Genomic DNA, 12,163 nt, shown 5'->3' with positions numbered 1-12,163 from the left:
CGGATCATGTGACAGCGTGCGACCATGGCATTCTCTACCGTTATGGTGCACTTTCCCGGGGAACCGGAAACCGGTCGGCCGCGTGGTTTCGGTCTCCGGTTCCGCTAGGGTCTTTCGGGCGACCGACGACGAGCGCGAAGGGGCGCCATGATCGAGTTCGAGGACGTCACCAAGCGGTATCCGGACGGCACCGTGGCCGTCGACAACCTGTCCCTGCGGATCCCGAGCGGTCAGATCACCGTGTTCGTCGGGCCTTCGGGCTGCGGCAAGACCACGTCGTTGCGGATGATCAACCGCACGATCGAGCGCACCGGTGGGCGCATCTCGATCGACGGTGAGGACATCAACAGCAAGGACGCCGTGACACTGCGGCGCGGCATCGGTTACGTGATCCAGCACGCCGGGCTGTTCCCGCACAAGACGGTCGTGGACAACGTCGCCACCGTGCCGAAGCTGCTCGGCTGGGACAAACGCAAGACCCGCGCCACCGCGATGGAGTTGCTGGAGCGCGTCGGCCTCGACCTCAAGCTGGCCGAGCGGTATCCGAGCCAGCTGTCCGGTGGCCAGCAGCAACGAGTCGGCGTTGCCCGCGCACTCGCGGCCGACCCGGCGATCATGCTGATGGACGAGCCGTTCAGCGCCGTCGACCCGATCGTGCGCAACCAGCTGCAAGAGGAACTGCTCAGGCTGCAACGCGACATCGGCAAGACCATCGTGTTCGTCACCCACGACATCGACGAGGCGATCAAGCTCGGCGACAATGTCGCCGTACTGCGCACCGGCGGCAAGCTCGCCCAGTTCGCTCCGCCGGCCGAGTTGCTGGCCAACCCGGTCGACGACTTCGTCCGGGGATTCGTCGGGCAGGACCGTGGTTACCGCGCCCTGACCTTCGTGCACCCTGACGACCTGCCGCTGAAACCGGTGCCGTCCGACCTGATCCTGGACGACGACGGCGTGCCGGTCGGCTGGCGGATCGAGACCGCGGACGAGATGCAGCCGCTCGGTGCCGTGTTCACCCGCGGTGACTCGCTGCGCGCGGCCCTCGACGCCGTCCTCACCTCGCCGTCGGGCTACGGCGTCTGCGTGGACGACGCCGGCCGCGCGATCGGTGTCGTCGACCAGGCGATCGTCGCAGAGGCCCTACGCCCATGACCTGGATCGGCGACAACCTCGGGCTGATCTGGGAACAGTTGCGCGAGCACATCTACCTGTCGATCGTCCCGGTGATCCTCGGGCTGCTGATCTCGGTGCCGCTGGGCTACATCGCGGTCCGGTTCAACTGGCTGGCGAACCCGCTCATCGCCTTCGGCGGCGTGTTGTACTCACTGCCGTCGATCGCGCTGTTCATCGTGATCCCGGCGATCCTCGGCACCAAGGTGCTGTCCACGGTCAACATCATCATCGCGCTGACCATCTACACGGTCTCACTGCTGATCCGGAACGTGATCGACGGACTCCGCTCCGTTCCGGTCGAGGTCAGACAGTCGGCGGTCGCGGTCGGGTACAGCCCGCTGCACCGGCTGATGGCGATCGACCTGCCGATCGCCGTACCGGTGATCTTCGCCGGTCTGCGCGTCGTCACCGTCGCGAACATCTCGATGGTCAGCATCGGTGCGGTGATCGGCATCGGTGGCCTGGGTGAGCTGTTCACCCTGGGGTTCCAGAAGGACTTCCTGACCCCGGTCGTCGTCGGCGTGGTCCTCTCGCTGCTGCTGGCCCTGGTGGCCGATGTGGTTCTGGTCACCTCGCAACGGCTGCTGACGCCGTGGGCACACATCACCGCCACTCCGGTGGAGGTGGGCTGACATGTGGGACTACTTGACCGACGCCTACAACTGGTCCGGGAACGAAGGAATCTGGGCGCGGATTCTGGAGCACCTCTGGTACACCTTTGCTGCGCTCGGGATCTCCGCGGTGATCGCGTTGCCGATCGGGCTGCGGATCGGGCACACCCGCCGGGGCGCGTTCCTCGCGATCAACCTCGGCAACGCCGCCCGCGCGCTGCCGAGCCTCGGCCTGCTGATGCTCGCGGTCCTGATCACCGACCAGATCGGCTTCGTGCCGGTGCTGATCGCCCTGGTGGCGCTCGGCGTACCGCCGATCCTGGCCTCGACGTACGCCGGTCTGTCCGGTGTCGATCCGGCCACGATCGACGCCGCCCGGGGGATGGGTATGACCGGTCGCGAGATCCTGACCAAGGTGGAGATCCCGATCGCGATGCCGCTGATCATCTCCGGTCTGCGCGGCGCCGCCCTGCAGATCGTGTCCACGGCCACGATCGCCGCGCTGGTGGCGCTCGGCGGTCTCGGCCGCTACGTGGTCGACGGGCTGAAGCTCCGCGACTTCCCGCAGATGTTCACCGGTGCGCTGCTGGTGGCCCTGCTCGCCATCGCCATCGACGCGCTCTTCGCACTGATCGGCCGGGTCGCCGTGTCCGACGGCCTCAAGGCCGACTGACTGTCCGACGTATCTGATGAACTGGACGAATCTGATGAACCGCCCCATCGAAACATCCACCGGCACCTGCCGGTGGCTGACGAGACACTGGAGGCTCTCGTGTTGAGATCCACACTCATCCGTACTGCGATCGCCGGGGTGGCGGTGCTTGGCCTGGCCGGTTGTGGGGGTGGGGGCGACCAGCTCGGCGACAACGACGCGGGGTCCTCGCCCGCGCCGTCCAAGGTGAGCAGCATCACCGTCGGCTCCGCCGACTTCTCCGAGAGCCAGCTGCTGGCCGAGATCTACGGCCAGGCGCTGGCCGCCAAGGGCATCGAGGTCAAGAAGAAGCCGAACATCGGCAACCGCGAGACCTACATGGCCGCGATCAAGGACGGTTCCGTCGACCTGGTGCCGGAGTACACCGGCGCCGCGCTGGCGTACTTCGACAAGAACTCCACCGAGACCACCGAGGACGGGGCGTACGACGCGCTCAAGAAGGCGGTCACCCCGGGTCTGGAGGTGCTGGACAAGTCCCCGGCCACCGACGAGGACACCATCGTGGTCACCAAGGCGACCGCGGACAAGTACTCCCTGAAGTCGCTGGCCGACCTGAAGCCGGTCGGCAAGGAGATGGTCGCGGGCGGTAGCTCGGAGTTCAAGGTCCGTGACGCGGGTCTGAAGGGCCTGAAGGAGAAGTACGGCGTCGAGTTCAAGCAGTACCTGCCGCTGGACGCCGGTGGCCCGCTGAGCCAGAAGGCGCTGCTGGACAACAAGATCCAGCTGACCAACCTGTTCACCACGCAGTCGGTGATCAAGGAGAAGGGACTGGTCCAGCTCGAGGACCCGGAGAACATCCTGCCGCCGAACAACGTCGTTCCGCTGATCCGGACCGACCACAAGTCCGACGACGTCGCGGCCACGCTGAACGCGGTCTCGGCCAAGCTCACCACCGACTCCCTGACCGAACTGGTCAAGCGGATCGACGTCGGCAAGGAGAGCGCGGACGCGGTCGCGAAGGACTGGCTGGCGCAGAACCCGTTGTCCTGACCTTGAGCTTCGAACAGATGTGGGCGGCGCTGGCTGCCATCGGCAAGGACCCGTCCACGGGCGGGTACCACCGAGGCGGCTGGACCCCCACCGAACGCACGGCGACGCACTGGTTCCGGGACCAGTGCGCCGCCCGCAACCTCACCCTCGAATCCGACGGCGTAGGCAACCTCATCGCCTGGTGGGGTCCTTCCGGCCAGCCAGGCATCGTGACCGGGAGCCACTTGGATTCGGTGATTGATGGTGGGGCCTTTGATGGGCCCTTGGGGGTGGTGTCGGCGCTGGCGGCTGTGGATCTGTTGAGGAAGGACGGGTTCACGCCGTCGGTGCCGATCGGGGTGGGGGCGTTCGTCGAGGAGGAGGGGTCGCGGTTCGGGATGCCTTGTCTGGGGTCTCGGGTAGCGGCTGGAGTGTTGCCTGCCGAGAAGGCACTGGGGTTGAAGGACCGCAGCGGCGTGACTCTCGCGCAGGCATTGGAAGCGGCGGGGACGGATCCGGCTGGGGTCGGACCATCGGCGTTCCTCGACCGGATGGGCACGTTCATCGAGCTGCACGTCGAGCAGGGCCGCGGACTGACAGCGCCGGTCGGTGTAGCGAGCTCGATCTGGCCGCACGGCCGCTACCGGTTCACGTTCAGCGGCGAGGCCAACCATGCCGGTACGACGCTGATGGAGGACCGGCACGACCCGATGCTCACCTACGCCATGACCGCGCTCGCCGCGAACAAGCAGGCCCGCCTCGCCGGTGCCCGCGCCACCTTCGGCCGGGTCTCCGTCGAGCCCAACGGCACGAACGCCGTACCGTCCCAGGTGACCGCCTGGCTCGACGCCCGAGCAGCAGACGACGCAACCCTGAACTCGTTGCTCGCGGCAATCACCAAGCAGGCCACCGAACGCGCCGAGCGAGACGGTACGACGCTCACCGTGACACCCGAGTCCGTCTCATCCATCGTGGACTTCCCAGCCGGCCTCCGCGACCGCCTGGTCGACGTACTGAACGGAGCACCCGTGCTGCCAACCGGCGCCGGCCACGACGCCGGCGTGTTCTCGGCCGCCGGGATCCCGACCGCGATGCTGTTCGTGCGGAACCCGACCGGCATCTCGCACTCCCCGGCCGAGTACGCGGAAGAGGACGACTGTCTGGCCGGCGTCGAGGCCCTGGCTGCCGTACTGAGGGACCTCGCGAAGTGACGTCGTACTGGTGCGCGCACGCGTTGCTCCCGGGCGGCATCGCCGACAAGGTGCTGGTGACCATCGCCGACGGACGCTTCACGTCGGTCGAGGCCGGCGCGGACCCAGGCGACGCGACCAGGCTCGACGGCCTCGTCCTACCAGGCCTCGCGAACTGCCACAGTCACGCCTTCCACCGTGCGCTGCGCGGCCGCACGCAGACCGAGCGCGGGACGTTCTGGACGTGGCGCGAGCAGATGTACGCCGTCGCGTCGATGCTGACCCCGGAGTCGTACTACGCCCTCGCCCGCGCCGTGTACGGCGAGATGCTGCTCGCCGGCATCACCGCCGTCGGCGAGTTCCACTACCTGCACCACGCCCCTGGCGGCCGCCGGTACGACGATCCGAACGCGATGGGTACGGCGCTGATCGCGGCGGCCCGCGACGTCGGCATGCGCATCACCCTGCTGGACACGTGCTACATCGCCGGTGGGATCGACCAGCCGCTGAACTCGGTCCAGGAGCGCTTCAGCGACGGCGACGCCGCGAGCTGGGCTGCCCGCGTCTCGTTGCTCGCCGGATCCGACGACGTTGTGATCGGCGCGGCCGCTCACTCCGTCCGCGGCGTGCCGCAGGAGCAACTCGGCGCGGTCGCCTCGGCGTTCCCCGACGTACCACTCCATATTCATCTGTCCGAGCAGGTGGGGGAGAACGCCGCCTGCCTGGACGCGTACGGCCGGACGCCGGCGCAGGTGCTCGACGAAGCCGGGTTCCTCAGTGGCCGGACGAGTGCTGTCCACGCGACGCACCTGACTGATGTCGACGTCGGCCTGCTCGGCAGCTCGGCGACGTACTCCTGCTTCTGCCCGACCACCGAGCGGGACCTGGCCGACGGCATCGGCCCGTCGGTGGCGCTGCGCGATGCCGGGTCAGCGTTGACGCTCGGGTCGGACAGCCACGCGGTGATCGATCTGTTCGACGAGATGCGCGCGGTAGAGCTCGACGAACGGCTCGCCTCCCGGGAGCGCGGCCATTGGTCCGCGTCGGAGCTGCTGAAGGCCGCGACGGCCGATGGTCACCGGTCGCTCGGGTTCGCCGACGCCGGTGTGATCGAGGTGGGTGCGCGCGCCGACCTGGTCGCCGTACGGCTGGACAGCGCCCGTACGGCGGGCACCGGAGGCACCGTGGAGACGGCGGTCTTCGCGGCGTCGGCCGCGGACGTGACCGACGTGATCACCGGCGGCCGGCGTGTAGTTGTTGGAGGCAAGCACATGACGATCGACGTGGCGGCCGAACTGACCACCTCGATCGCGGCGGTGACGGAATGACCTCGCTGCTGCTGACGGGCATCGGTTCGTTGGTGACCAACGATCCTGCTCGGGGTGGCTTGCTCGGCGAGGTGCGAGATGCCGCGCTGGTGATCGAAGGCAGCACGATCGCGTGGGTCGGGTCGCGGCGGGAGGCGCCGGCCGCGGACGGCGCGATCGACGTCGGCGGGCGCGCGGTGATCCCGGGGTTCGTCGACTCGCACGCGCATCTGGTGTTCGCCGGTGACCGGGCCGAGGAGTTCGCGGCCCGTATGACAGGTACGCCGTACTCCGCCGGCGGGATCCGGACGACGGTCGCGGCGACCCGGCAGGCGACCGATGAGCAGCTGACGGCGAACGTCGCCCGGCTGGTCGCCGAGATGCGGCGGCAGGGGACCACGACGGTCGAGATCAAGTCCGGGTACGGGCTGACCGTTGCGGACGAGGCGCGGGCGCTGGAGATCGCGGGACAGTTCACGGACGAGACGACGTACCTGGGCGCGCACGTCGTACCGGCCGAGTACGCCGACGACCCGGCGGGCTATGTCTCGCTGGTGACCGGCCCGATGCTCGAGGCGGCCGCCGGACCTGCCAGATGGATCGATGTGTTCGTGGAGCGCGGCGCGTTCGACGAGGACCAGGGCCGGGCGATCCTCGAGGCCGGCCTGGCGCGCGGTCTGGGAGCCCGAGTGCATGCGAATCAGCTCGGCGAGGGCCCCGGTGTCCAGCTGGCCTGCTCGGTCGGCGCTGCCGCGGCTGACCACTGCACCTACCTCACCGACGCGGACGTCGACGCCCTCGCGTCCAGTGGTGTCGTCGCCGGGCTCCTCCCGGCGATCGAGTTCTCCACGCGGTCGCCGTACCCGAATGCCCGCCGCCTCATCGACGCCGGAGTCACCGTCGCCCTCGCGACCGACTGCAACCCAGGCTCGGGCTACTCCTCTTCGATGCCCTTCTGCATCGCCCTCGCGGTCCGCGAGATGCACATGACTCCCGAAGAAGCCCTCTGGTCCGCCACCGCCGGCGGCGCCGCGTCCCTCCGCCGCACCGACATAGGCCACCTCACCCCAGGCGCCCAAGCCGACCTCACCGTCCTCGACGCCCCCACCCACCTACACCTCTCCTACCGCCCCGCCGTCCCCCTCGTATCACGCACCTTCGCGGCCGGCCGGCCGGTCTGAGCCGGACCGCCCCCACTCACCAACTGCTCCGGCGACAGAGGCGGCACGCTCGGATCCGCGTTCAAGCTGCGCGGAGTCCGCGCTTGGTGAGTGGCGGGTGCCCGCTCGCCCGCTCGACGGCGCCCACCACCCACTCGCCGTCGTACATCACGTCCTCCCAGCTGAAGCGAAGGATCCGCCAACCTCGGACGGCCAGGTTCACGTGCCTGCGGCAATCCCTGACCAGCGCCCGGCGAGTGCCGTGATGTTCGAACCCGTCGGCCTCCAGGCCGATCCGCAGACCGGGATGCGCGAGGTCGAACCGCGCCGAGAACTCATCGTCCTGAACCACCAGTTGGGGGACGAAGCCGTCAAACCCAGCTTGGATCAGCAAGGCGCGTAGCGCTGACTCCAGCACAGACTCCGCACGCCCGTCGGCGAGAGCGACGACCTGCTGGACCCGGCACCGATGTGGTCCGCGGAGCTTCGCCGCCGCATCCAGGATCTCGTCCTGGTCGACGCCGCCGGCACGTAGGGCAGAGTCTGCTACCGCGAGTGCCTCGGCCAGCGGCAAGGTGCGGATGCAGTCGAGAACGGTCCGGACGGGAGTCGTCGCATCGTTCAAGGCAGGTACGTCTGCCCAATGCAAGACGCACGGGAGTCCTGTCCGACGTCGGACCCGGCCCGGAGGAAGGGTGACATGCGGCAGTGGTGGCAAGTTGATCACCCCGAAGCCCCAGTGCTCCGCCGCACTCAGATGAGACACGACGCCTCCGTGGCTGCGTGCGGCCGTCAAGGCGGGTGGCGCCTCCGGCAGAGCGTAGACACCTTTCGCGACGCGGCGGATCTGTCCCGCAGCCAACGCATCCCGGATGGCCCGTGCGGACATGAGGGCGCGTAGATCGGCGAAGGTCGAACTCCCACCGCGTCTGCCGAGCACCTCGGCCACGTCTGCCACGACTCCATGATGGTGGGCTGCGGCGCGCGGAGGCCTGGGTTGTCCACAGGCGGACCGCCCACACTCACCAAGGCGCCCTACATTGCCTGATCCCGCCAGCGCCGAGCGTACGACTGGACGCGTCGGCCGACTTACTGAGTGGTGGCGGTCCGCAAATCAGATGCGCGCCAAAGCGGTAGCCGTCACCCTGGGGGGATGGACAGGGAGCTGCGGTTGCGGTTGCGGTCGGCGTTCCGGTGGCGGACGGATCGGGGCGTGTGAAGTAGTTACGCCGACGTCACTGGGTGGTGGCGGGATGCCGGGTTGTTGCGGGAGCTTGGACCTGCGTTGGGGAGCCTGTACGACGTGACGCCAACGGTCGTGGTGGGGCCGGTTTCGCGTGGTGCGTTGGTTGGCGCGTTGACGGCGGCGGCTCTTGGGGTCGGGTTCGTGGAGATGCGGAAGAACGCCGCGCCGGCGACCGACAGCGATCGATGGGTGCAGCGGACGACGGCACCGGACTACCGCGACCGCCACGTCGTGTTCGGCTTCCGGCGGGACTTGGTCCGGGCTGGTGACCTAGTGCTTCTGGTTGACGACTGGGCGGATACGGGGGCAACCGCGGTCACTGCCCGCCAGTTGGTGGAGGACAGCGGCGCGCAGTGGATCGGTGCGGCCTGCATCGTCGATGGCCTCACCGATGCCAGATTGCGCCACGACCTCCCACTGCGGGCGCTGCTCAACGTCCGGGCGCTGTGATCAGAGGTCTTTGGCCATGAGCGCCATGGTGGCACCGGTCGGCAGGCGCTGCTTGCCCACCTCGGTGTACCCACGCGAGGCGTGGAAGCCGAGGCCGGCCGGGTCGGGTGGGTCGGAGCGGACGCGGGCGACAACCCGGTCGAACGGCTTCGCTGCCCGCTCGATCGCGCGGTAGACCGCCGTACCGATCCCGCGGCGGCGGCGCTCCTCGGCGACCACGATCCGCTCGACCAGCAGGAACCGGTCCGCGTACGTCGCGGCGAACCACTCGAACTCGAGACCGTCGTACGCGGACCCCGGCGTGAAGGTGAGGACGAAGCCGACCGGGCGGCTGTCCTCCTCGACCACGACAGCATGAGCGGCGATCAGGCGGAGCCAGTCCAGCCGGGCAGGTCCGAGCGGCTCGACCAACCCTTCCGCGGTGGCATTCAAAGCAAGCACCGCGGCGTCGTCAGCGGTTGTCATCGGGCGGAGCTTCACGGTGAACACCCTCCCACGGAAAGCCTTGTCCACGGCAGGGGTCAGTTCGGGTGCACCCTGGCCCGTCCCTGGCCGTGACCCGGAAAATCGGGGCTCATCTTGGGAATGACCCACGGGTTGTGCAATGTTGAGCCAGGTGTACTCAAGTTTGTTCAGTCACGGATTTGAATCCGAGGCGGTCGAACGGCAACATTGAGTCTGCATCACTCAAGTTTCCGGGGGTTGCGGGGGTCGTCCCCCGGACTCACTCAGTGTGGAGGTAAGCACATGGCCCGCGCGGTCGGTATCGATCTCGGTACGACGAACTCCGTCATCGCCGTACTGGAAGGTGGCGAGCCCACCGTCATCCCCAACGCCGAGGGAGCGCGCACGACGCCCTCGGTGGTGGCTTTCGCCAAGAACGGCGAGGTCCTGGTCGGCGAGGTGGCGAAGCGCCAGGCCACCACGAACGTCGACCGCACCATCCGCTCCGTCAAGCGCCACATGGGCGAGGACTGGAGCGTGAACATCGACGGCAAGAAGTTCACCCCGCAGCAGATCAGCGCGTTCGTGCTGCAGAAGCTGAAGCGGGACGCCGAGGCGTACCTCGGGGAGCAGGTCACCGACGCGGTCATCACCGTGCCGGCGTACTTCTCCGACGCGCAGCGCCAGGCGACCAAGGAGGCCGGCGAGATCGCCGGTCTGAAGGTGCACCGGATCGTCAACGAGCCGACCGCGGCCGCGCTGGCCTACGGCCTCGACAAGGGCACCGAGCAGACCATCCTGGTCTTCGACCTCGGTGGTGGCACGTTCGACGTGTCGCTGCTGGAGATCGGCGACGGCGTCTTCGAGGTGAAGGCGACCAGCGGTGACAACCACCTCGGTGGTGACGACTGGGACGCCCGGATCGTCCAGTGGCTGGTGACCCAGTTCAAGAACAAGAACGGCACCGACCTGTCCGGCGACAAGATGGCCATGCAGCGCCTCACCGAGGCCGCCGAGAAGGCCAAGATCGAGCTGTCCGCCGCGGCCGAGACCACCATCCACCTGCCGTACCTGAGCCTGACCGAGTCGGGCCCGCTGCACCTGGAGGAGAAGCTCTCCCGGGCCGAGTTCCAGAAGATGAGCAACGACCTGCTGGAGCGCGCCCGTGCCCCGTTCAAGGCCGTCATCAAGGACGCCGGCATCGACGTGTCGAAGATCGACCACGTCATCCTGGTCGGCGGTTCGACCCGGATGCCCGCGGTGGCCGACCTGGTCAAGGAGCTGACCGGTGGCAAGGACCCGAACAAGGGCGTGAACCCGGACGAGGTCGTGGCCGTCGGCGCCTCCCTGCAGGCCGGTGTGCTGAAGGGTGAGGTCAAGGACGTCCTGCTGCTCGACGTGACCCCGCTGAGCCTGGGTATCGAGACCAAGGGCGGCGTGTTCACCAAGATCATCGAGCGCAACACCACGATCCCGACCAAGGGCTCGGAGATCTTCACCACGGCCGAGGACAACCAGCCGTCGGTGATGATCCAGGTCTACCAGGGCGAGCGGGAGATGGCGCGCGACAACAAGTCGCTCGGCAACTTCGAGCTGACCGGCCTGCCGCCGGCGCCGCGCAACGTGCCGCAGATCGAGGTCACCTTCGACATCGACGCGAACGGCATCGTGCACGTCAACGCCAAGGACCTGGCCACCGGCAAGGAGCAGCGGATGACCGTCACCGGCGGTTCCGCGCTGCCGAAGGACGACATCGACAAGATGGTCCGCGACGCCGAGCAGTACGCCGAGGAGGACCGCCAGCGCCGCGAGGCGGTGGAGAGCCGCAACCAGGCCGAGGGTCTGGTCTACCAGACCGAGAAGTTCCTGTCCGAGAACGAGGACAAGGTCCCCGACGACGTCAAGACCGAGGTCAAGGACGGCGTCGCCGAGCTGAAGAAGGCCCTCGAGGGTGAGGACGCCGACGCGATCAAGGCCGCGTCGGAGAAGCTCGCCCAGTCCAGCCAGAAGATGGGTGCCGCGATGTACGCGAACGCCCAGGCTGCCGGCGGCAGCTCTGAGGAGAGCGCGACGGCGGACGACTCGGCGAACAACAGCAGCAACGACGACGACGTCGTCGACGCCGAGATCGTGGACGAGGACCGGCCGCAGGACAAGACGGAGGACAAGTGACGGATCGACCGACTGGCAGCGAGTTCGGCGACGGCGAGCCCGTCGTCCGGGACAAGCGCCGGATCGACCCGGACACCGGCGCGCTGCGGGAGCCTTCCGAGGCTCCCGCACCGGGCCCCCAGCCGGGCATGCCGGGCACCCCGGGCGCACAGCCGCCGCGGGATCCCTCGGACTTGATCGGCCCGTCTGCCCAGGAGGCTCTGTTGACCGAGGCGCTCGCCGAGCGTACGGCGGACCTGCAGCGACTGCAGGCCGAGTACGTCAACTACAAACGCCGGGTGGACCGGGACCGGGAGGCGAGCCGCGAGCTCGTCATCGGCACGGTGCTGACCGAGCTGCTCGGGATCCTGGACGACGTCGGCCGGGCCCGCGAGGCCGGCGAACTCGAGGGCGCGTTCAAGGCGGTCTCGGAGTCGCTGGAGCGGGTCACCGAGAAGCTCGGCCTGGTGCGGTTCGGCGAGAAGGGTGACACCTTCGACCCGCGCATCCACGAGGCCCTGCTGCACAACTACTCCGACGAGGTGGACGGCCCGACCGCGACGATGGTCATGCAGCCGGGCTACCGCCTCGGGGAGCGGGTCCTGCGGGCGGCCCGGGTGGCCGTCTCGGAACCGACCGAGCAACTACCTGGTGACGCCGCGCAGGACGGCGTACCGGTGGAGAGTTCAGATGACGACCAGGCCGCGGACAAGTCCGCGGAGTAGGCGACACGGCTGGAGGGGAGGCGTC

12 protein-coding genes are annotated in these 12,163 nt (G+C 68.5%); 10 read left to right on the top strand and 2 right to left on the bottom strand.

The window, feature by feature from the left end:
- The first annotated feature begins 147 nt into the window (after positions 1–147).
- From ACIBG5_RS19910 to hutI, 7 genes are all read left to right on the top strand, one after another.
- Positions 148–1,152 (top strand): ABC transporter ATP-binding protein, encoded by a 1,005-nt coding sequence (locus ACIBG5_RS19910; protein WP_396392943.1) that lies wholly within the window; start codon positions 148–150, stop codon positions 1,150–1,152.
- The gene (locus ACIBG5_RS19905; RefSeq protein ID WP_396392942.1) at positions 1,149–1,805 is read left to right on the top strand and encodes an ABC transporter permease; all 657 of its coding nucleotides are present in this window, start codon (positions 1,149–1,151) and stop codon (positions 1,803–1,805) included. The genes ACIBG5_RS19910 and ACIBG5_RS19905 overlap by 4 nt, the downstream gene beginning before the upstream one ends.
- Position 1,806: 1 nt before the next feature.
- Positions 1,807–2,457 carry an ABC transporter permease gene (locus ACIBG5_RS19900; RefSeq protein WP_396392941.1) on the top strand — a complete coding sequence of 217 codons (651 nt, stop codon included), beginning with the start codon at positions 1,807–1,809 and terminating at the stop codon, positions 2,455–2,457.
- 99 nt (positions 2,458–2,556) lie between these two features.
- Positions 2,557–3,486: an ABC transporter substrate-binding protein gene (locus ACIBG5_RS19895; RefSeq protein WP_396392940.1), complete on the top strand. Its 930-nt coding sequence runs from the start codon at positions 2,557–2,559 to the stop codon at positions 3,484–3,486.
- The gene (locus tag ACIBG5_RS19890) at positions 3,483–4,676 is read left to right on the top strand and encodes an allantoate amidohydrolase (protein WP_396393012.1); all 1,194 of its coding nucleotides are present in this window, start codon (positions 3,483–3,485) and stop codon (positions 4,674–4,676) included. Before ACIBG5_RS19895 ends, ACIBG5_RS19890 begins: the two co-directional genes overlap by 4 nt.
- Positions 4,673–5,983 (top strand): formimidoylglutamate deiminase, encoded by a 1,311-nt coding sequence (locus tag ACIBG5_RS19885; protein WP_396392939.1) that lies wholly within the window; start codon positions 4,673–4,675, stop codon positions 5,981–5,983. Before ACIBG5_RS19890 ends, ACIBG5_RS19885 begins: the two co-directional genes overlap by 4 nt.
- Positions 5,980–7,143, top strand: coding sequence for an imidazolonepropionase (gene hutI / locus ACIBG5_RS19880; protein WP_396392938.1), 1,164 nt, complete (start codon positions 5,980–5,982; stop codon positions 7,141–7,143). The genes ACIBG5_RS19885 and hutI overlap by 4 nt, the downstream gene beginning before the upstream one ends.
- Positions 7,144–7,204: 61 nt before the next feature.
- On the opposite strand, the gene ACIBG5_RS19875 is transcribed toward hutI, so the two are convergent.
- Complete coding sequence (locus tag ACIBG5_RS19875; RefSeq protein ID WP_396392937.1) at positions 7,205–7,747, bottom strand: endonuclease domain-containing protein; 543 nt, start codon at positions 7,745–7,747, stop codon at positions 7,205–7,207.
- A 678-nt stretch (positions 7,748–8,425) separates the two neighbouring features.
- On the opposite strand from ACIBG5_RS19875, the gene ACIBG5_RS19870 reads away from it, so the two are divergent.
- The gene (locus ACIBG5_RS19870) at positions 8,426–8,818 is read left to right on the top strand and encodes a phosphoribosyltransferase family protein (protein WP_396392936.1); all 393 of its coding nucleotides are present in this window, start codon (positions 8,426–8,428) and stop codon (positions 8,816–8,818) included.
- Here the strand turns inward: ACIBG5_RS19870 and ACIBG5_RS19865 are convergent, their stop codons facing one another.
- Positions 8,819–9,283, bottom strand: coding sequence for a GNAT family N-acetyltransferase (locus ACIBG5_RS19865; RefSeq protein ID WP_131363682.1), 465 nt, complete (start codon positions 9,281–9,283; stop codon positions 8,819–8,821).
- Positions 9,284–9,565: 282 nt separating this feature from the next.
- Here ACIBG5_RS19865 and dnaK point away from each other — a divergent pair, with 282 nt between their 5' ends.
- Positions 9,566–11,434, top strand: coding sequence for a molecular chaperone DnaK (dnaK, locus tag ACIBG5_RS19860; protein WP_396392935.1), 1,869 nt, complete (start codon positions 9,566–9,568; stop codon positions 11,432–11,434).
- A complete protein-coding gene (gene grpE, locus ACIBG5_RS19855; RefSeq protein WP_396392934.1) occupies positions 11,431–12,138 on the top strand; it encodes a nucleotide exchange factor GrpE in 708 nt (235 codons plus the stop codon). The genes dnaK and grpE overlap by 4 nt, the downstream gene beginning before the upstream one ends.
- Positions 12,139–12,163: the final 25 nt, after the last annotated feature.

Source organism: Kribbella sp. NPDC050241 (assembly GCF_044459685.1).
Lineage (GTDB): Bacteria > Actinomycetota > Actinomycetes > Propionibacteriales > Kribbellaceae > Kribbella.
The sequence above is the reverse complement of the archived record's forward strand: the minus strand, read 5'-3'. Positions and strand labels throughout refer to the sequence as shown.

Bases quoted from the DNA above. Each gene is read 5' to 3' on its own strand.
- ACIBG5_RS19910 (WP_396392943.1), top strand. From the start codon at position 148: ATGATCGAGTTCGAGGACGTCACCAAGCGGTATCCGGACGGCACCGTG.
- ACIBG5_RS19905 (WP_396392942.1), top strand. From the start codon at position 1,149: ATGACCTGGATCGGCGACAACCTCGGGCTGATCTGGGAACAGTTGCGC.
- ACIBG5_RS19900 (WP_396392941.1), top strand. From the start codon at position 1,807: ATGTGGGACTACTTGACCGACGCCTACAACTGGTCCGGGAACGAAGGA.
- hutI (WP_396392938.1), top strand. From the start codon at position 5,980: ATGACCTCGCTGCTGCTGACGGGCATCGGTTCGTTGGTGACCAACGAT.
- ACIBG5_RS19865 (WP_131363682.1), bottom strand. From the start codon at position 9,283: ATGACAACCGCTGACGACGCCGCGGTGCTTGCTTTGAATGCCACCGCG.
- dnaK (WP_396392935.1), top strand. From the start codon at position 9,566: ATGGCCCGCGCGGTCGGTATCGATCTCGGTACGACGAACTCCGTCATC.